This is a genomic window from Sporosarcina luteola, from assembly GCF_023715245.1.
Lineage (GTDB): Bacteria > Bacillota > Bacilli > Bacillales_A > Planococcaceae > Sporosarcina > Sporosarcina luteola_C.
The window spans coordinates 1,286,450-1,307,686 of sequence record NZ_JAMBNV010000001.1 but is presented as its reverse complement, the minus strand read 5'-3'; the positions used below and the strand labels follow the sequence as shown (position 1 = coordinate 1,307,686).

Below are 21,237 nucleotides of genomic sequence, written 5' to 3'. Positions count from 1 at the left end.
CAGACCACCCCGTTTTTAGTAACCGTATCAAATTTGACATGAAAAAGAACAAGACGTATGTCGTCTTGTTCCAAGAAATTTATCGACTTAAATGAATAAATGCTGATACCATTCGACAAGGTCCACTCCGAAGAAATACGAAATGACGGCTGCCGCCGCAATGGAAGGTCCGAAGGCGACAGGCGTTTTCCTGCCTTTTCCGGTTTTCTTTAATACATAAAGACCGACGACAGAACCAATTAATGAAGCGAGGAACAACGTCAATAGTGTATTCACCGTCCCAAGCACTAGCCCGATGACGAAGAACAACTTGATATCTCCTCCGCCCATTCCACCTTTCGACACGACGGCAATGAGATACAGCACAGTAAAGCCTACTGCGGCTCCTAACAGGCTATCCCACCAAGGCGACGTCGGAATGACCCATCGCAGGATCAAAAACGCGATAGCGAACGGCAGAAGCACTTTATCGGGAATCAACATATATGCTAAATCGGATACTGTGATGATGACAAGCAATGAAACGAAAAGCAATGCTATAGACAATTCATATGTAAAACCGATATAGTAATACGAAAATGCAAATAAAACACCAGTTATGAACTCCATAAAAGGATACATCGGGCTGATTTTCTGTCCGCATCCTCTGCATTTTCCGCGTAGAGCGACGTAAGAGAGGATCGGAATCAAATCAATTGGACCAAGTCTCCGATTGCATTTCGTGCAATGGGATGGCGGCGAAACGATCGATTCCTTTTTTGGCACACGGAGACCTACGACGTTAAAGAAGGAACCGAAAATGATGCCGTATACGAAAAATAAGAGTATCCAAACAATGTTCATTCACTATCACCTAGTCCAGGAATTTTGTTTATCGGCGTCGGATCCTGTTTACCAGCCGGTAACGGAGCATCCACTTTCGGCGCTTCATCTTCAAGATTCCCTAAATCCGGCCGGAATAACGCATGAAACGTGACAATTAACTCTATCGGACCATCCTCTTGTTCGATCGTCCTCACTTCATCAGGAGCAGTGAACTCTATACGGTCCATAATGAAGATGCGCTCCATTGATTCGATTTCTTCGATGAACTGGTCGATTTGGCTGTATACATCCGCCGCCAAATGCACTTCTGCAATGACAGCTTGTACATTTTCAACATGTTCGGGCGCATTTTCAATGATCGGTTCTTCAATAGAAAAATTCAATTCGTGGACATAGGTATCTGACTTCACTTCCGCTTTCTGAATTTGCAGGAGGATCAGATCTTCTAACGGTTTTACAGGAAGCATCTCTTGCAATGGATGGGAACTGGATGTACCTGTAGGACTTTGCTGAGCTTCTTGACGTTGCAACGCAAAAAGGATATCCCGTTCATTCGCCAACGTCTGTGCAGAGCGTTCATTTGATTCTTTGGCGGGTGCATAAATTTGTAAATACGAATACGCAGCTAGGAGAAGCAGAAATACAATCGCCAACACGAGGAGCCCCATCTCCTTCTGGCGTTTTGTCAAATTACTCATCGGAGTCATCCTCCTGCCCATCTGTTTCTATCGTTTCTTCGATCTCGACCACAACACCGCGTTCATCCACATATTCAATATGATAAGTCGCTGTAAAACGGGGTAGCGTCTCCAAATGAGTATCTTCATCAAGACTTACCGCGACCAACGATTCCATAGCCGCGGAGGATACGACTGTCGACGATTTGATTCTCGTTAAATAATAGGCTGCATCCGACTTGTCATCGAATTGAACGATGACCGTCGATTGATGAGGCGCTGTAAATTCGAACGAGACAAAAAAACCCCGCTCCGGCAGTAAAGCAATCATTTCACGCAATAAAGGCAATGTATCGTACCGTGACGCTTCCGCCCATTCAACGGTTGAAGCGAGTAGTTCCCGATCACCTGCATGTGACGAAGGCTGCATATTCTCCCGGATCGTCTCCTGGGCAGCATGCAAGGAAGCGATCTGCGCTTCCGCCCGGGCAGTCTCTTTCGACAAGGAAAGAGATAAAAGAAAAAGAGTCGCCCAAAAAAGAATAGCCGCACCTAAAACAACAAGTGCAGCAATCAGGAGCGTTGACCGCTCCCTCTCCTTTTCAGGCAATAGATTAATATCAACGAGCATGACTACACCTCTTTCAATGCCAGCCCGATCGTCCGGTTGAAGGTTGCGGGCAATTGTTGTCCATCTTGTAGTTGCAAAGGTTTCTTCAGCAAACGCTCCGCTTCGATAGAAAACCGCTCGCGTATAGCAGACAATAATTTTTCCATATCACCGTATTCGCCATTGACGAGCAGATGTGTAATAGAAGCACTTCCGTTATGTAAATTATATCGATAAAAGTTCATCAGCTTTTCAAGTTCCATCACGATTGTTGTAGGTGTGACGGAATGGGGATCCACTTGAGCATCCGCAACAATCGAAAGATCGGCAGATTGCGACAGATCGACAGGACGCATGAAAAGCGGGTAATGCTTATGGAAAATCGAGACCGTAAGTACACCGTCATGCATATCAGCGATGAGGACATGCTCATCCCCGCCAAATTGGTACACCTTGTAAGCAAGGCGATACAGCGCAAGCGGTCCGATATCCGCAACGACGGGATTAAGTTTCACCGCTTTGAGCACATCTTCGTACTTGTCCAAAATGCTTTCCTTCGAGGCAATTAAAATCGCTTCCTTGCTATCTTCATTCAAACTGCAAGGAACTACGTCAAAAACCGGATCATCAAATGGCAAATAAATCGTCGAGCCAATTTCAATAAAGAAATGTCCTTTCAATTCATCCGACTCAATATCTTCCGGATAAGGCACCTTCCGAATCATCACATATGTATCAGGAGCAAGAAACTGGACATCGCGCTTCGCGATGCCCCACTCCTTCAAATACCCTTCCAGAATGACCACCAACGCCTCCGCATCGACAATCTTCCCCTCGACGACCGTGTTCGGAGGAAGCATAACTTCCTCTGCAACATCGACGACAAGCGGATCCTGCGACTTCAACCGGACAAAACGGATGGCATCATCTTCAATTGTAAGTGTTGCCGGCTGTTTGCGGCGGTTGAATAGTTGCATTGTGTCAACTCCATTTGAAATAATAAAATATTCTCTCTTAAGTCTGTTTCACTGCTAGCTGGTCTTTTATTAACGAGTAACAGTAATCTTATTAGCAGTGCCTGCTTTAGCATTTCTAGTAGAAATATCTTTATTAGTGGCTCCCTCAAATGCTACTTTAGTATCGCCGTTAGCTGATGTTCCGGAAATAGTGTTGCCGCTGTCAACTTTTGATACCGTTGCTTTTACCCCTCCAGCCGCAGCAAACCCTCCCGCGTCCTCAAGAAACCCTTCAGTTTTCAATATTTCAGAATCAACAGTCTTCACAGTATTATTTTCGACAAAGTACATGTTCGCTGCAGCTAAAACATTTTGTCCATCCGCTTTCAGTGCATTAACTTTAGAATTTGTAATAATATTCCCAATCGAAGGTACAGCAATCGCCGCAATTATCCCCAAAATTACAATTACTGCCAAAAGCTCGACGAGCGTTAGTCCTTTTTCATTGTTTAAACGTTTTTGTAATAACTTTTTCATCATTATTCCTCCCTATTCTACCTTATTTTCATTTGCAAATTAAGAATACCAAACTACTAGCTGAAATGAAACTATTAAACTATATTTATATATATATATTTATTTTTCGACAGTATTCGTTACATATTATCTATTTCTGTAAATAGGCTAAACATCGGCAATAGAATCGAAAGTACTATTGTCCCGACCAACCCTGCAAGAAGGACAATCATAAGCGGCTCTATTAGTGCTTTCAGACGATCCGTCGATGCGTCGACTTCCTTTTCATAGAAATCTGCCACTTTTCCGAGCATCGTGTCGAGAGATCCGGTTTGCTCTCCGATTGCAATCATATGCGGTATTAACGGCGGAAAAGCCCAATGCCCCGCCATCGGTTCTGTCAATGAACCACCACGTTCCAATGATTGTTTTGATTCGCCAACGACCCGTGATATAACTTCGTTTTCTACAATCTTTTCCGTCATCGACAATGCCTGCAAGATCGGCACAGAACTTGCAAATAAAGAGCTTAGCGTCCTCGTTAATGTGGCTAGCGATGATTTCTTCATAAGATCGCCGAATATTGGAAGTCGTAACAGGAAGGAGTCCAACAAATATTTTCCTTCCTTATTGTTTCGCATCATGAATATACTAACTACTATTGCAGCCCCAGAAAGTATGAAGAGATACCAATAAGAGACCATGAAATCACTTGCCTTCAAAACAAATTGTGTCAGCAATGGAAGTTCACCACCGACACTCGCGAATAAATCCACAAACATCGGGACGACGAATGACAACAGGAAAATGACGACGCCAATGGCTACGATTCCTACGACAATCGGATAAGACATCGCAGAAATGACTTTCTGTTTCGTCATATGCGCTTTTTCGAAATGCTCTGCAAGCCTGTCCAGCGAATCATCGACTGTACCCGACATTTCCCCCGCTTTGATCATATTAATGACCAATGGTTCAAACGCCTTCGGATGCTTCATCAGCGTATCAGATAAGGAACCACCTCCCCGCAGATCATCCCCGACAGAAACCAAAATCTTTTGGAATGGCTTCGATTCAACTTGCAAGGATAGAATGCGGATTGATTCTACGATTGTAACCCCTGCGCGCAACAATGTTGAAAATTGGCGAAGGAACATGATGAATTGGGTACGTTTGATCGGTTTTCCGAGATGAATTTCTTTCGTGAGAACTGTTTCGGCTTGCTCGGTCAAATTGGTTACCCGGATTCCTTGATTCTTCAATTTCAACGCAGCTTCTCGTTTATTAGCAGCAACAATAACGCCAGATCTTTTTGATTTTGCATCACGGCCATCATATTTGAACCGAGCCATCAATCATCACCTTCAATATACGGCACTGCCGCTTCGTATGAAATAAGTCCCCGATCAAGAAGATGCCTGACTGAAGTATCCATCATATGCATCCCCATAGACCGATTCGTCTGGATAACATTTGGGATTTGATGGACTTTTTCTGAGCGGATCAAATTAGAGATTGCAGAGTTGTTGATCATCAATTCAGTTGCGACTCTTCTACCTTTCCGGTCAACTGTCTGAAAGAGACGTTGCGACAACACAGCTGTCAAAACACCAGCCAACTGAACACGGATTTGGGATTGCTGTCCATGCGGAAAGACGTCTATGATTCTGTCGATCGTTGAAGCAGCGCTCCACGTATGAAGGGTTGCCAGAACAAGATGCCCTGTTTCAGCCGCAGTGATGGCAGTGGAAATCGTCTCAAGATCCCGCATCTCCCCTACGAGGATTACATCAGGATCCTGCCGTAAGGACGCACGCAACCCATCCGCAAAAGTGCTTGTGTCAAAGCCGACTTCCCGTTGATCAATGATGGAAGATTGATGGGAGTGTACATATTCAATCGGATCTTCGAGAGTGATAATATGTTTGCGACTGGTTTCATTCAGATAACGGATCATCGCTGCAAGTGTCGTCGATTTCCCTGAGCCTGTAGGGCCGGTAACCAAGATGAGCCCTTGAGGAGTTTCAGCCAGAGATTTTAGTATCCCGGGAACTTGCAATTCATCGATTGATGGAATTATCGTCGGGATTGTCCGAAAGGCAAGCGAAATTGAGCCGCGCTGCTGAAATGCATTGACACGGAAACGTGCGATTCCCTTCAATTCATATGAATAGTCGATCTGGCCCTTTTCAAGAAATGCCCCAAATAACTTTTCAGGGATAGTGGATTTGGCCGCTTCCTCGGTAAATCCATCATCCATGGCCACTTCCCCATAACGTTTTAATTCTCCATGAATCCGGAAAACAGGAGGGACGCCTACTGTCAAATGGATGTCGGATGCTTTCAATTCAAATGCTTTTTCCAATATTTTATCTATTGTTTCATTCATACCTATACCCCTATTCAAGAAGTGAAACACGCAATACTTCTTCAGTTGTCGTTATTCCCTGCTTCACTTTCTCCAATCCATCATCAATCAAGAACACAGTGTTATTCCGCATCGCGATTTCTCTCAGCATTGCAGGCGTACCGTGGTTATTGATCACTTCGCGCATTTCATCGTTAATAACTAATACTTCGTGAATTGCGACCCTTCCCCGGTACCCGGTCATATTGCAGGCCGCGCAGCCTGGCCCTCGGACAATCGTTTCAATTTCCATGCCGCGTTTTGCAAAAATCTCCTTCTCCCGGTTTGATGCAGCCATTTCCCGTCCGCAATCCCGGCAAACCCGGCGTATGAGCCGTTGCGCAATTATTGCATTCACGGACGCAGTCACAAGGAACGGTTCGACGCCCATATCGATCAAACGTGTAATCGACGCGATGGAATCATTCGTATGAATCGTGCTAAGGACAAGATGACCTGTCAATGATGCACGAATAGCAATTTCCACGGTTTCACGGTCACGGATTTCACCGACCATGACAACATCTGGGTCCTGCCGCAAAATCGATCGCAAACCGTTTGCGAATGTCAAGCCAACCGCGGAATTCACTTGGATTTGATTAATGCCTTCGAGTTGGTATTCAACCGGATCTTCCACAGTTATAATATTCACTTCTTCTTTGTTCAATTTATTCAACGCAGCATAAAGGGTGGATGATTTACCCGATCCGGTCGGCCCGGAAATGAGTACGATTCCATTCGGACGCTCGATTTCCTTCATGAACCGCTCCATATTGACTTGGCTGAAGCCCAATTTCGTCAAATCGTTCAGCGAGCTGCTCAAATCCAAAATCCGCATGACGACTTTTTCGCCGAATACAGTAGGCAATGTAGAAACACGCAGATCAATCGGTCGGAAATCGATTGTCGCTTTTATCCTTCCATCCTGTGGTACGCGGTGTTCGGTTATATCAAGGCTCGACATAATTTTGATTCGTGCCGTTAACATCGCTTGCATATGCTTCGGTAAATACCGCTCCGTTTTTAGCATCCCGTCGACCCGGTAGCGGATGACGACTTGATGCTCTTGGGGATCGATATGGATGTCACTCGCCTTTTGCGTAATGGCAGACGACAATAACTGATTTACAAGACGGACGATCGGGGAATCAAGATCGGTCAGCTCGTCTTGCTGTTCTCTCGTCTCCTCCGGCTGCTCAATGAAAAAGTCTTCAAGCAATTCATCTTCGTAATACTTCGATATTGTCCGTAAAATATCATCCTTAGAAGCGATTGCTGTTTCAATATGAAAACCCGTCGATAAACGCAAATCGTCGACAGATAAATAATCCATCGGGTCGGACATTGCTACAAATAACCTGTCTCCATCGGCCTTCAACGGAACAATAAGATTCCTCTTGGCAAACTCTTTCGGAACGACATTGAACAACTTCGGATCAAACGGGTATCTGAAAAGATTGACGTGAGGAATCCCTAGCTGAAATTCGAGCACTTCAATTAATTGTTGTTCGGTTATATAGCCCCTTTGAAGAAGTGCATCTCCAAGTTTTTGATCCCGGGGCTTTTCTTCTAAAGCTGTATGAAGCTGGGCGTCTGTAATGAGTCCAGATTCAACGAGCAAATCGCCGAGCCGTTTTCGTGTTATTGCCATATGTACCCCTCCTTCACTAGATGTTGATTATTTTCCAGATCCGGAGATCGGGAGGCCGCTCTTATCGTAAATGACTTCCCCAACATTTGACTCTTCACCACCACTTTCACTAACAGTGGCGTTACTGTCCGAAGCATTGGAGTCCATTTCTTCCGGGTTGGATGTCCCAGTTGTCGTTCCATCATTTTGTGGATTGTTAGTTTCCTTATTATCTGCACTATCTGTTACCGATGTATCCACTTCCAATAACGGATGGATTTCTATTCGATGAACAGGAGCATAAAAATCTTTGGAAATATCCTCTGTTTCAACAATATTCCCATCGACAGACAGCGTCCTTATCACAGTAGCTTCCACACCTACTTTACCGCCTTGTGAAACGACAACTTGGCCATCGTCGACGAATGCGCTGTATTGCACGACAGTCCTAGGGTTATACGTCTCTGTATTTGCAATTGTAGGTTCGTATGTGTAATAAAACGGCTTGCCTTCTATAGATAGGCGAATGGCCCCTGCCGACCAAGCCGCTTGAATGGTAAATTCCGTCTTGTTCGGGTTCGTGAATTTAAAGTCGAGCCCTAATGTTTGATTGATCGCCGCTTCGAATCCTGGTTGAATATTTGGAGATACGACTGTACTAATATTCCGCTCATCAATCTGGAAATTTGTTTGTAGGACCGCAGTGTAAAGTGTAGAAGAAAGCAATGTCATTTCTTCATCGCTAAGCGGTCCGACTTCAGTGCTTGTCAACAATTCCATCATGGAAAAAGATTCAAATGGCTCGATGGTCAATTTATCTAGAGCATGGATTGCTTTTGATAAAGCTGGTGAAATCCCGTCAATGGTAAATTCGGATGTGCCGACTACTTTATTTGGAATTTCATTTGCTACGTAATCCGTTATATTAACATTTTGAGGCATGATGCCTGTTTGTAATTCTTTTTCAATGCCCGCAGCAACCGAATCAATTGCATTTTCCGAGAACTGAATCTTAGGAAGCTCCTGGCTGAGAACAGTTTGCAGTCCTTCACGAGAAACAGTCGCGATAATTGGATTGTCTTCTCCCGAATTTGCGTTTGCGAGAGTCATGTCGATATCAAAGGTAACGGTTTCGGGTGGCAGGGAGAATTGAATATCTTGGTAGATTAGATTCACATCCAACTCACTTTGCATCTCAGAAAAATTGGATGCTAATTTGGAATTAGCTAGTTTTGTTTTGTTATTGGAAATGTTGAATGGACCAACGTAGGTATGGTCGGCAAATTTCTCAGTGTTGAATAATCCGTCAACTGCAAATGTGTTTTTCGTAAAAGCACTAGAAAGCATAAAGGCGATAATTATTGGGATTATATGACTTTTTTTCAAAAACTCATACCTCCATAAGCTAATATTAATATTCAACGTCCACCATTAAGTCAAGTTCAGATTCAAATACTTCATACTGGACAACACTAGGTGAATCACTTTCGATTATTGGCTGTCCGATACAGTCGTTTACAAAACCAGCTAGAGATCCTGATTTTTTCGGACTGTTAATTGCTGTAGTTGGCCACACTGGATTTTCCTTCGAGGAATAGAAGTGAACCTGAGCAGCTTTATCAAATGATACTTTTTCAATATCACTCTTCGAAAAACCATCAACATTTATACATAACTTTCCGCTACTTTGAAATTTAACTGAAATTTTTTCTTGAATTTTACCTCTTTCACCTACCTCTCCTAAAAGAATAAGTTTCCCTTTCATTTGATTCATGTTTTGTCCTGATAACGACTTAACAATTAAAGTAAAATTAAATTGATTCATATTTTTCACTAACAGATTACCGTTGTGAACCCACGTTAGTCCGCCTTGGTTATTTGAATTTTTAGCGATTTTATCACCGTCTGAATAATATTTTCCTGACGAACATGATCCATTTTCAGTACACCCAACTTTTTTTTCATATTCACTGTTCTTTTTATAAAAATCAAAAATATGTACGGGATTATGTACTGGCTCTTCTTGATTACTAGTCTTGCGAATTATAAATTTAGGTATTTCAAAATACAACTTCGTTTTTAAAAGTTTTGGGCTTTCGGCTTTTGACTTGCCAATTATCACTATCCCAAGTTCTACTTTCCCATCTTTTTCCCACAAACTAACTTGATCTCTATCTACTTGATAAGAATAGTTGGACCTCTCTATGGTGTCTGTTTCGGATGAATACAATTTAATATTGGTCGCTTCAGATTTTTTAATTTGTTCTACTAAATTAGCTACTTCTTTTAAATACTTATCTTTAGCATCGTTCAAAACAGTTTCAATAGATTTAATGGATTGACACTCTGCTTTTGAGGAATTTGGTTTCCCACCACAATTGTTTAACTTCACTAGATCCTCTTGAATTATATTAAGTACCTCTTTCAGAATTTTGGGCTCTTCATTATTAATCTTACCAACAAAGTAATCTACACCCATCTCAGCAGCAACAACTGACAAATGGTTTTGATCTACTATCTGCTCTTGCTTCGCATTACTTAAACTTCCACGAATGAACACAGCTGAGACTGTGATGATAAAAACAATTAAAAATAAAACGACCAATAACACATATCCTTTTTCGTTTTCCATTGTCTTTTTCATTCATCATCACACCAATCCTTAGTTATGTTGATAGCGGGAAATTTTAGTATCAATGGTTAGCTTGGGACTTTCCTTGACAGAATCTCTGACAATCAAAGTTAAATCAAAAGAAGATTTATACCCTTTTGCGTCTATCGAATACAACTTATTTTCTTTAGTGTCCAGATCTTCATCTACATATATTTCATAATAGAAATCGTAAGCAATCTGTTTGGTCCCTTGATCAACACCATTTACCATACAATGTTCTATTTTTATTTCTTGGTGGGTTGCCGTTAAATCATATGTATCACAACTCCGATGATACTGCTGAATTTCTGTAATGACTCGATTGGCTTCTTGCTGCCAACGTAAATTCTTTGTCTCAACAAAATTGTATTTCATGCTAATCAATACAGTCGTCCAGACGAGGGCAATAACTAAAGAAACGAGGACTAGGGTAGCTAAAACTTCTACTAGTGACATGCCATTTTCTTCTTTATTCATGTTCTCGTCTCCCTACCTTATTGTTCGATATAACCAAATGTTTCGCTGATTACTTTTCCTTCTTTTATCACTTGAATATGAATTTTATTTAATTGTATTGAATTAGGATGACTATTTTTCTTTAAATTGTTTTCGTCATCTTCATAATAATCCACCTTGATTTGATAGTCATTTTCATCGTAGATATATGTTATGATTTTCTTTAAATTCTTTCCCTTACTACCATTTATATAAATCTGAAACGCCTTACTTTTATCAGTTGTGACATCTTTTAGTTCTACGAATTCCCTTTTTGCAATATTCATTGATTCCAACTTCGCTTCTGTTTTCGAATTAATCAAAGTCATCTGAGGAAAAACCGTCATAAATCCAACAAAGACGATGCCCAAGATGACAAGTGCAGCCAGGATTTCGACAAGGGTCATCCCTTTTTCGTTAACCTTATGGCTCCTCATTGGAAACATCGCCTACCTTTTTTTGGTTCTATTACTAACAGCATACGAAAAATGTCGAAACTAATCAACTAGTTAATGAAAATAGTAAAAATATCATAGAAAAAGACCGACAGATGCCGGTCTTCAACTGACTACATTCTCTTTTTCTTCTTCATAAACCCCTACCCGGTTGCGCCCTGCCTGTTTGCCGCCGATATAAAGTGCACGGTCGGTGTTGCGAAGCAATTCTTTTCCGTCTTTTGCGTCCATCGGCATTGTTGCGACTCCGACGCTCACTGTCATGTTGACGATTGTCGGTTCACGGTCCTCGGATAGATCCGGGATGATTTTGAAACTGGACTCTTCCACTTCTTTTCGAATCGTTTCAGCAAGCTCCACAGCTTCATATTTTTCATAATTCGGCAGGATCATTACGAACTCTTCACCGCCATACCTGGCTAATGTTATTTCGGACGTTTGGTGGCTCCTTAATAGCGCGGCAAATGTACATAGCAGATCATTTCCACTTTGGTGGCCGTATGTGTCATTGACTGCCTTGAAGTGATCGATGTCGAGAATGATTGTGGATAAGGTGGAGATTTCACCAGTGTGGTAACGAATAACCTCTTCATCCAGCTTAGATTCTAAATAACGGAAATTGTAGAGGCCTGTCAATCCGCATCTTACGCTCTTTTCCACCGTCCGCTCATAATACCTCGCTTTTTCCACTGCGGTAGCAAAATAGCCGGTTAAGAGATCCACCATCTTCACATGCATTTCTTCAAATGCATACCGATGATTGGACGTGAGGACTAAGAAGGCTTCCGTCTTTTGGTTCCTCTTAATCGGAGCTGTCATAACACTTTCGACGGAGGGATCGAATGTATATCCTATGAGCGAGCTTATACTTCTTTTATTCAAAAACAACTTGGTCACTTCCACGTCTAAGCCGTCCCCATCAGACTTCTTTTGTGGAAATGAAAATCTATTTGCCTCACCACTACGAAATTCGCCTTCTTTAAGTGCGAGCATAACAAGGTTTTCACCCATTCTCAAATCAACAATATAGGCGCTTTCATAAGGGATTACACCTTTAATTTTATCAATGAAAGTGAGGAATACATCTTCAACTCGTAACCTATCTGCCAGCTGATGGCCGATGACGGTGGATGAGGATAATACTTCATTCAATTTATTAGACTTCATGTAGTTGCTTGAAACGAGTAACACAATCAAAAATGGAACGCCAATCAGCAAAAATGCTTTAGTGCCAACTTGCTGCATAAGAAGACAAAAAGTAATAGCAAACGGCAACAAGAGGATAGTCGAAATATAATCCCACCAGACAATCTTTTTCATCCCGGATGTGCCGGCTTTTATCCATTTGAAAACTATAAAGAGGATGGCACTATTAAGCAATGAATAGACGGTGGCAAATATGAAACCTGCAAGGAAAAATGAACCTAGCGACATTTGCGTAAGCGAACCGCCTAAAGCATAAAAGATTGCCGCGCTTATTAGCGAAACAATGATAGATTCGATGGAATTCACTGCAAATCGGAAGGCTTTTGGCGTCGGTGATTTATGGCTATAAAGCAATACCACGGTTACGATTTGCATAAAAATCATTTCAGCAACAATGCCGTATTGGAAAAACAGCGAGAAAATGACCCATCTTTCTAATGTGATACTAACATTACCCAAGGAGATGGTTGTCGTCAGTGTAGCAAGGAGGATGGCCATATAAATGGCCAAGTTCACATAATCGTATGATGCCGACGGAAAGTAGTTGAGGGCTATGTAAAACATCATAGGAACAATAAGAAGCCACAGGATATAGATCGTTCTTTTTTGTTGAGCTGTCACTATCAATTCCTAGTCCCTCCTTTTTTATCTCACGTACTCGGCCACACGATCTCTTCCTGCCTGCTTCGCGCCGATGTATAAAGCGCGATCTGCATTTCGCAATAAATTCATTGCTTCATCCGTATCTGTTGGCGCATTCGCTACTCCGACACTGGATGTGATGGACACTTTCACCGGGTACTTGTCCTCGCCCAAATCGGGGATGATTGTAAATACATGCTGCCTGATAAGCAATCGGAGATTCTCAGCAAAAGCGACCGCTTCCGCTTTGGAGAAGTCCGGCAATAAATAGACAAATTCCTCACCGCCATACCGTCCGATCGTTCCATGGTCCGGTAATGCTTTCTCCAGAATTCTAGCCAGACCATATAAGATATCGTTTCCGCTTTGGTGACCGAAAGTATCATTCACTTTTTTGAAATGATCGATATCAAGCATGATGACAGATAAGTCATCGATATCCCCCATGCTCATCCGGTTCATTTCAAAGTGAAGCCTTTCTTCCAAATACCGATAATTATATAGTTTCGTCAATGCGCACCTCTCACTACGTTGCAATGCCTCTTGTACGTATCTCGCCTTCTCCAGAGCTACAATATAATAGGAACCGAGCAAGTCCAAAATCTTCAACTGATGATCCCCAAAAGCGGCTTTCCGATTGGAACCTAATAGAAGAATTCCTTTCGTTTCATTGTTATGGACCAATGGGATGCAGAGGACGCTCTCCATGTCATCAGGAGCTGAAACCGTGGCATGTTGTTCCCAGTCTTTACGCTTCGAGTAAATGACAGGTTCCTTCGTCTCCAATATCTTACCTGCAATGCCTTCACCGAGCTGGACCGTTTGGAATGATCTTTTGACAAAATGCTTTCTTTCGTACCATTTTTCCAGCTCTAGCCATTGATCATGATTCGTGAAGAGTAGGACATAGTCGGCTTTGAATAACTCGCTCGTTTTCTCGATGAATTGGGTTGTAACTGAATCTTCATCCGTCATGACAGAAAGGTCGCTTCCAATTTTCCCTGCTATTTTAATATACTTGTTGATACTCTCGGAACGGCTGTGAAGACGAATAATCGTGATTGTCATAAAATAAGGAAATCCTAAAAGCAAAAAAGAAGCGATGCCAACCATATTAAGTGTCAAATAGAATGTTAGAGCCAGCGGTAATATGATAATAAGTGTAGCGTACTCGAAAACAATATCTTTTATCGTGTAAGTCCTTTTCGCTCCTCTTGCCTCAAAATACATATTCAACAAACCGAAATTCGTTGTCGTATGAACCAACCTATAGACTGCCACACCGATCAGAAGCGGCCAGAAGTCCATTGAGCCTGGTTGCACACCGACCACATAGAAAGCGGCAGCAGCTACAAGAGATAAAATGAACATCATGATGGAGTTCAGGAAAAATCGGTGTGATTGCTTTTGATATCTCTTGGATACAAAGAGTGTCGCAATTATTGAAAGTTGCATAACAATCATCTCAATTGCGATCCCATACATGAGGAAAGCCGGCAGTGTTGCCCACATGACTAACGTAATTGGTTTTCCATCCCGCTTAATTGGAAAAAGGGCTGTCAGTACTCCAAATAGAATAAAGAGCACTAGGTAAACTACGTTAATGGTTTCAGGCATTTGAGTGATAAGAAAATAACTGATTCCGGGGGGAACGATGAGCAACCAAATGATAAAGAGACTGATTGTAGACCACTTGTTTTTAGACACTCTTCATGCCCCCCTTTTTAAATTCTATCTGTAATATATACGAATTAATATGAAGTTGTCCAAATTGAAGGCGATGTAGGCCTCGCTAGAGAACTAGTTCAAAAGACTACTAATCAAATATAGCGACCCTGCGACTATTATCTTCCTACCACTTCTCTTACTTAGTATTATAGTATCATCTAATTGTTTTGTCACCTTTTTTCTACTATACTGACAACTGGATATTAATTCCTCCGCGGTAGCTGCCTGTGGATGCGGAAAAGTGACGAAAGTGAAAGACGCAGCGACAGGAATCAATTCATCCAGCGTTCTTTTAATGTCTTTCGTTTTCAACATGCCGATGACGAAGTCGACTTCTTCACCGGGAAATTCCGACTTGATCGTCTCGGCAAGCATTTTGGCAGCTGCCGGGTTATGCGCACCGTCGATAAAGACACCATCAGCGATTTCCTGGAATCGGTATGGCAATGACGCAGTTGCGCTGCCCTTTGCAACGGATTCCTCATTCAAAGAAATCTTCGCTTGCAGCAATGCCTCGATTGCAACTGCCGCGTTTACAGCCTGATGGGGACCTTTCATCCTACGTTCCTTTATTGACACACGAAACGATTCCCCGATGAACTCACCATGTAACAGTTCAAAGTCATACCCGTACGATAGCAATTCACTTTTTGTCTCTAGCGCTTTCAATCGGATCACTTCCATTGCCTCATTTGGCAGCGGCCCGACAACTACAGGAATATCCTCTTTAATGATCCCCGCCTTATGGCCAGCAATCTCCTTAAGCGTATCTCCTAGAAACCCAACGTGATCCAATGCAATTGAAGGGATGACAGAAACGAGCGGCATAACGACATTCGTGCTGTCCAAACTGCCTCCCATTCCACATTCAAGAAGGACAAAATCTGGCGATAGCTTTTCAAATGTCAGAAAAGCCGCGACGGTCAATAATTCAAAGTCAGTCAATGTTCCACTTAGATCCGCTTTTTTCATCGCTTTAAACGTCTTGTCCATTTCTTCCGGGGTGATCGGCTCTCCGTTGATACGGATTTGGTCATGCACATCAACCAAGGCCGGAGATGAAAAGACGCCTGTCGAAAATCCATGCTCTTTCAAGATGGACTCCATGAAGGCGATGGTGGATCCTTTTCCGTTCGTCCCCGCCACATGGATGACACGTAATCCGTTTTCCGGGTTCCCTACTTTCCGAAGCGCGGCACGAATGCTATCGAGCCCCGGTTTTATTTCATCATCACTTTCTATATCAAATCGATCTTTATATTTATCAAATTTCGGAATCAATACACTCGCCCCTTATGGTAAAATCAGCATAGGGTAAGTATATCACGGCCGGAGGGAACGAAATGAAAAAATGTTGGGTCATCTATAATGGCAGTTTGACGAGTGATAAATTCCGTGATCAGGCGGAGCTTTTGAGAGACGCCGCTATTCGAGCAGGAGTCGAGGGGACACTCAAGAAAAATTACGAAGTGCTAATGGCCTTGAATGAAACGCTGGAAGAGCGCCCTGACTTTGTCGTCTTCCTGGACAAGGATATCCTGCTTGCGACTTTTTTGAAAAATGCAGGCATTCCCGTCTTCAATGACCCTGAAGTGATTGAGACTTGTGATAATAAAGCAAAGCAATACATACAACTTGCAAAGAGCAATATTGCGATGCCCGAAACGATCATCGCTCCGAAAGTCTATCCAAATTTCACGATTGAAGGCTCGGGCTATTATGAAAAGGTGCTTGAAAAACTTGGTTTGCCAATGATTATTAAAGAAGGTCATGGTTCCTTCGGAATGAAAGTGTATTTGATTGAAACGGAAGAGGAGTTCTTTGCGAAAGTGGATGAATTGCGAGGAGTCGATTATGTGTTCCAGCAGTTTATAGCGACGAGCAGAGGACGTGATATCCGGGTGAATATCGTTGGCGGTGAAGTTGTAGCAGCGATGTACCGTTATTCCGAAACTGATTTCAGGGCGAACATTACGAATGGCGGAGTGGCGAGCGTCATTGAATTGACTTCCGAGCAAAAGGAATTGGCAATCCGGGCAGCCGAAGCGGTCGGTGCCGAATTTGCTGGGGTGGACTTGCTGTTTGGAGAAAATGAAGCCCCGCTCGTCTGTGAAGTGAATGCCGCGGCTCATATCCGCAATATATATAACGTAACAGGCATTAACGTTGCGGACAGGATGATCAGCTATATTCTTGGTAAATTGGGTTGAAGGGACATGTATATTATTCTTCGGCTGATGCGGAGCGCAATCGAGGATTCATTGATGATTTGATGTTGCAAGCGTCGCGGATGGAAATTTCGTTGACATTGCTCTTGGATGAGGACGAACCTGATGATGAGGTGGACTTCATTTTATTCCGGACTCGAAATCCAATGCTTGCGGAAAGATGGGAATCTGCGGGATTCAGGGTGATCAATCGGTCAGAAGTGAACCGGATTGCCAATGATAAATTGAATACATTTGAGCTTGCGACTCTGTTAGGCGTTTCTGTCATTCCTACAACAAAGGCCAGGTCAATACTAGACCTACCTCCCCTCCCAATTGTTTTAAAAACAACTGATGGACATGGCGGAGATGAAGTATTCCTTTGCCAAACGAAGGATGAAGCAGAAGAGGTTTTCTCAAAGTTCGCAGGCAGACGATTGATTGCCCAGCCGTATATTGAATCTAACTCGACGGATATAAGGGTGTTCATGCTTGGTGATGAAGTGTTGGGAGCGGTAAAGCGGATCGGCAGCAACTCATTCAAATCGAACTATACACTGGGCGGTACTGTTGAGAAGTACATGCTTTCTGAGTGGCAAGAGAGCGAGGCACGCAAAATTGCTAAAGCGTTGAAAAGCGATTATATCGGCATTGATTTTCTTTTATTGCCGAATGGCGATTGGCTGTTGAATGAAATTGAAGACCCGGTAGGCGCCCGATCGCTATATGTGACGCATGATTTTTCGGTTGCGGAGAAGTTGCTGGAGTATGTAAAGAAGAAATTAGAGGACTTTTGAGCGCTGGCGCGAATTGATGATCACTTGCGGGAGTTTATGATCACCTGCAGGAGTTTATGATCACTCGCACGGCTTTATGATCACTTGCAGGAGTTTATGATCACTCGCACGGCTTTATGATCACCTGCAGGAGTTTATGATCACTCGCATGGCTTTATGATCACTCGCTCGGCTTTATGATCACTTGCAGGGGGTTATGATCACTCGCACGGCTTTATGATCACTTGCGGGAGTTTATGATCACTCGCGCGGCTTTATGATCACTCGCACGCCTTTATGATCACTTGCGAGAGTTTATGATCACTCGCTCGGCTTTATGAGCGTGTAACGAGATTTATGAGCGCGCTCGCAGTTAAGTAACAAAAAAAGAGTTGGTCAATTCCATTTTCAGGAGGACCAACTCTTTTTGCATTAAATCTCTTTCAATTCTTCAATCCTGCGCTCTACCGCAGCTTTCTTCTCCAAGTAGTCCTTCTCTTTCGCGCGTTCTTCCTCGACTACTGCTTCAGGAGCTTTTGAGATGAATCGTTCGTTGGACAGTTTTCCTTGGACACGTTTCACTTCGCCTTCCCATTTCGCCAGTTCCTTCTTCAACCGTTCGATTTCTTCGTCGATATTAAGCAAGCCTTCTAGCGGAAGGAATAGTTCAGCTCCCGTAATGACAGCTGACATCGATTTGCCCGGCGCCGAAATGCCGACTCCGATTTCAAGTGTTTCCGGATTACAGAAGCGTTCGATATAGCTGCGATTCGCTTCCAGAACGGCAACAGTCGCTTCGTCTTTCGCTGCAATATAAAGCGGTACTTTTTTACTCATCGGCGTATTCACTTCAGCACGGATGTTGCGGACTGCGTGAATGAGGTCGACGAGCAGCTTCATATCCGAAGCTTTTGCCTTATCCGTCAATGCAGGATCCGCTACAGGCCAAGCCGCCACTGTGATCGACTCACCTTCATGAGGGAGGTTCTGCCAGATCTCTTCCGTAATGAACGGCATCAACGGATGCAAGAGGCGCATCGTGTTGTCAAGAACGTAAGCGAGAACCGAACGTGTCGTTTTCTTCGCCGCTTCATCTTCTCCGTACAACGGCAATTTCGCCATTTCGATATACCAGTCGCAGAAGTCATCCCAGATGAAGTTGTAGAGCGCTCGGCCGACTTCACCGAATTCATATCTCTCTGCAAGCTTCGTCACTTGCTCGATCGTTTCATTCAACCGTGTAAGGATCCAAGCATCCGCAACGGATTTTTCACCGGTAAGATCGATTTCATCATACGTCATGCCGTCCATATTCATTAACGCAAAACGAGAGGCATTCCAGATTTTATTCGCAAAGTTCCAGATCGCTTCAACTTTTTCCGTTGAATAGCGAAGATCCTGGCCTGGTGAGGATCCAGTTGATAAGAAATAGCGCAATGCGTCGGCACCATATTTATCAATCACTTCCATAGGGTCGATTCCGTTGCCTAGGGATTTCGACATTTTGCGGCCATCCTCCGCTCGGACAAGACCGTGAATCAATACATCTTTAAACGGACGCTGATCCGTAAATTCGATTCCTTGGAAAATCATCCGGGATACCCAGAAGAAAATGATGTCGTAACCAGTTACGAGCGCATCCGTCGGATAGTAGCGCTTGAACTCTTCATTATCAAGATCAGGCCAGCCCATCGTCGAGAACGGCCATAATGCGGAGGAGAACCATGTATCGAGTACATCTTCCTCTTGGTTCCAGTTCTCGAGATCCTGTGGCGCTTCATGTCCTACATAAATTTCGCCCGTTTCTTTATGGTACCAGGCAGGAATTCGATGTCCCCACCAGAGCTGGCGTGAAATGCACCAGTCATGGATATTTTCCATCCAGTTCAAATACGTCTTTTCAAAACGTTCCGGAACAAAATTGACCTTTCCTTCCGATTGCTGAAGTTTGATCGCCTCTTCTGCAAGCGGCGCCATTTTAACAAACCATTGCGTTGACAAATATGGCTCAACAACTGCACCACTACGTTCTGAATGGCCTACGGAGTGCAAATGCTCTTCGATTTTGAATAAAACGCCAAGGTCCTGCAAATCTTTGACGATCGCTTTCCGGCATTCGAAGCGGTCCATTCCTTCGTATTTGCCTGCAAGTTGGTTCATGCTGCCGTCTTCGTTCATGACTAGCACGCGTGGCAAGTCATGTCGATTGCCGATTTCAAAGTCATTCGGGTCGTGTGCCGGGGTGATTTTTACTGCACCGCTACCGAATTCCATATCAACATAATCATCTGCGATAATCGGAATTTCCCGTCCGACAATCGGCAGTTTAACCGTTTTACCGATCAAATGCATATAGCGTTCATCTTCCGGATGAACGGCTACAGCAGTATCGCCGAGCATCGTTTCAGGGCGCGTCGTAGCAATTTCGATGCTGCCCGTTCCGTCTGCCAGTGGATAGCGCATATGATAGAATGCACCCTGAACATCCTTATGGATAACTTCGATGTCTGAAAGCGCCGTTTTCGTAGCCGGATCCCAGTTGATGATATATTCGCCGCGGTAAATATAGTCCTTTTCATAGAGCTTGACGAACACTTCACGGACCGCTTTCGATAATCCTTCATCCAACGTGAAACGTTCTCTAGAATAATCAAGCGCTAGACCTAACTTCGCCCATTGCGCCCGGATATGGCCAGCGTATTCATCTTTCCATTTCCACGTTTCCTGAAGGAATTTTTCACGGCCAAGATCATAGCGGGACTTTCCTTCTTCCCGAAGCTTCTCTTCAACCCTTGCCTGTGTCGCAATTCCTGCATGGTCCATTCCTGGCAGCCACAAAGCATCGTAGCCTTGCATCCGCTTCATCCGGATAAGAATATCTTGCAGCGTCGTATCCCAAGCATGACCTAAATGGAGCTTGCCTGTTACGTTCGGCGGCGGAATGACGATCGTATACGGCTCTTTCCCGCTTTCCGGTTGCGCTTCGAAGTACTTCCCTTTCAGCCACCATTCATAACGGCCCGCTTCAATCGACTGCGGCTCATATTTCGTCGGCATTGACAAATTCTCTGTTGACATTTGAACTCCTCCTCTTTACTTGCAAAACAGCTAATAAAATAAAAGTGAATACAAAAAAACTCCGTTCGTCAAAAAGGACGAAGGAGTTATCCGTGGTACCACCTTTATTCGCGCAAACTAAAAAGCGTTTGCGCCTCAATAATAAATAACGGTTTCAAACCGGCTTCCGCTACTCGAAATTCACGGAAACTGCTCCCGGGTGACTTTCCGCAAGTTCATTCATAGGCCCTCCCACCGATGGCGCCCTCTCTTGGATAAATGAAAATCGCGTACTCTCCCGATCAATGCATCATTATATAGTTATAACCATTGTATGCGATTGGAAGAGACTTCGTCAAGTAAATTAGGAAAGGAAGGTAGTTATGAGAAAGGGATA

The 21,237-nt window shown here is 43.4% G+C and carries 18 protein-coding genes and 1 other annotated feature; of the genes, 2 read left to right on the top strand and 16 right to left on the bottom strand.

The genetic code is table 11. The annotated features are described in order from the left end of the window. Positions 1-87: 87 nt before the first annotated feature. The 15 genes from M3152_RS06060 to M3152_RS05990 form a co-directional block, all read right to left on the bottom strand. Positions 88-843, bottom strand: coding sequence for a prepilin peptidase (locus tag M3152_RS06060; RefSeq protein ID WP_251694286.1), 756 nt, complete (start codon positions 841-843; stop codon positions 88-90). Next, positions 840-1,523 carry a pilus assembly protein PilO gene (locus M3152_RS06055; RefSeq protein WP_251694285.1) on the bottom strand — a complete coding sequence of 228 codons (684 nt, stop codon included), beginning with the start codon at positions 1,521-1,523 and terminating at the stop codon, positions 840-842. Before M3152_RS06055 ends, M3152_RS06060 begins: the two co-directional genes overlap by 4 nt. Then, positions 1,516-2,133: a hypothetical protein gene (locus M3152_RS06050; protein ID WP_251694284.1), complete on the bottom strand. Its 618-nt coding sequence runs from the start codon at positions 2,131-2,133 to the stop codon at positions 1,516-1,518. Before M3152_RS06050 ends, M3152_RS06055 begins: the two co-directional genes overlap by 8 nt. Positions 2,134-2,135: 2 nt before the next feature. After that, positions 2,136-3,089 (bottom strand): type IV pilus biogenesis protein PilM, encoded by a 954-nt coding sequence (gene pilM / locus M3152_RS06045; protein WP_251694283.1) that lies wholly within the window; start codon positions 3,087-3,089, stop codon positions 2,136-2,138. A 69-nt stretch (positions 3,090-3,158) separates the two neighbouring features. Next, positions 3,159-3,605: a type IV pilin protein gene (locus tag M3152_RS06040; protein ID WP_251694282.1), complete on the bottom strand. Its 447-nt coding sequence runs from the start codon at positions 3,603-3,605 to the stop codon at positions 3,159-3,161. 119 nt (positions 3,606-3,724) lie between these two features. After that, complete coding sequence (locus tag M3152_RS06035) at positions 3,725-4,936, bottom strand: type II secretion system F family protein (protein ID WP_251694281.1); 1,212 nt, start codon at positions 4,934-4,936, stop codon at positions 3,725-3,727. Further along, positions 4,936-5,973, bottom strand: coding sequence for a type IV pilus twitching motility protein PilT (locus tag M3152_RS06030; protein ID WP_251694280.1), 1,038 nt, complete (start codon positions 5,971-5,973; stop codon positions 4,936-4,938). Before M3152_RS06030 ends, M3152_RS06035 begins: the two co-directional genes overlap by 1 nt. 10 nt (positions 5,974-5,983) lie before the next feature. Continuing rightward, the gene (locus M3152_RS06025) at positions 5,984-7,642 is read right to left on the bottom strand and encodes a GspE/PulE family protein (protein WP_251694279.1); all 1,659 of its coding nucleotides are present in this window, start codon (positions 7,640-7,642) and stop codon (positions 5,984-5,986) included. A gap of 27 nt (positions 7,643-7,669) precedes the next feature. Then, a complete protein-coding gene (locus M3152_RS06020; RefSeq protein ID WP_251694278.1) occupies positions 7,670-9,007 on the bottom strand; it encodes a VanW family protein in 1,338 nt (445 codons plus the stop codon). Between the two features lie 25 nt (positions 9,008-9,032). Beyond that, on the bottom strand, positions 9,033-10,265 hold the full coding sequence (locus M3152_RS06015; RefSeq protein ID WP_251694277.1) for a hypothetical protein: 1,233 nt from the start codon (positions 10,263-10,265) through the stop codon (positions 9,033-9,035). 18 nt (positions 10,266-10,283) lie between these two features. Then, the gene (locus M3152_RS06010; RefSeq protein WP_251694276.1) at positions 10,284-10,751 is read right to left on the bottom strand and encodes a prepilin-type N-terminal cleavage/methylation domain-containing protein; all 468 of its coding nucleotides are present in this window, start codon (positions 10,749-10,751) and stop codon (positions 10,284-10,286) included. A 17-nt stretch (positions 10,752-10,768) separates the two neighbouring features. Further along, on the bottom strand, positions 10,769-11,206 hold the full coding sequence (locus tag M3152_RS06005) for a PulJ/GspJ family protein (RefSeq protein WP_251694275.1): 438 nt from the start codon (positions 11,204-11,206) through the stop codon (positions 10,769-10,771). Positions 11,207-11,329: 123 nt separating this feature from the next. Beyond that, on the bottom strand, positions 11,330-13,051 hold the full coding sequence (locus M3152_RS06000; protein WP_251695259.1) for a sensor domain-containing diguanylate cyclase: 1,722 nt from the start codon (positions 13,049-13,051) through the stop codon (positions 11,330-11,332). Between the two features lie 24 nt (positions 13,052-13,075). Next, positions 13,076-14,779, bottom strand: coding sequence for a sensor domain-containing diguanylate cyclase (locus M3152_RS18085; protein WP_251694274.1), 1,704 nt, complete (start codon positions 14,777-14,779; stop codon positions 13,076-13,078). Positions 14,780-14,872: 93 nt separating this feature from the next. Beyond that, the gene (locus M3152_RS05990) at positions 14,873-16,081 is read right to left on the bottom strand and encodes a bifunctional folylpolyglutamate synthase/dihydrofolate synthase (protein ID WP_251694273.1); all 1,209 of its coding nucleotides are present in this window, start codon (positions 16,079-16,081) and stop codon (positions 14,873-14,875) included. A 62-nt stretch (positions 16,082-16,143) separates the two neighbouring features. Between M3152_RS05990 and M3152_RS05985 the strand changes: the two genes are divergently transcribed. Next, positions 16,144-17,010 carry an ATP-grasp domain-containing protein gene (locus tag M3152_RS05985; RefSeq protein WP_251694272.1) on the top strand — a complete coding sequence of 289 codons (867 nt, stop codon included), beginning with the start codon at positions 16,144-16,146 and terminating at the stop codon, positions 17,008-17,010. Then, positions 17,007-17,804 carry an ATP-grasp domain-containing protein gene (locus M3152_RS05980; protein WP_251694271.1) on the top strand — a complete coding sequence of 266 codons (798 nt, stop codon included), beginning with the start codon at positions 17,007-17,009 and terminating at the stop codon, positions 17,802-17,804. The genes M3152_RS05985 and M3152_RS05980 overlap by 4 nt, the downstream gene beginning before the upstream one ends. A gap of 411 nt (positions 17,805-18,215) precedes the next feature. Here the strand turns inward: M3152_RS05980 and M3152_RS05975 are convergent, their stop codons facing one another. Further along, a complete protein-coding gene (locus M3152_RS05975) occupies positions 18,216-20,861 on the bottom strand; it encodes a valine--tRNA ligase (RefSeq protein WP_251694270.1) in 2,646 nt (881 codons plus the stop codon). A 70-nt stretch (positions 20,862-20,931) separates the two neighbouring features. Continuing rightward, positions 20,932-21,155, bottom strand: a binding site (T-box leader). Positions 21,156-21,237: the final 82 nt, after the last annotated feature.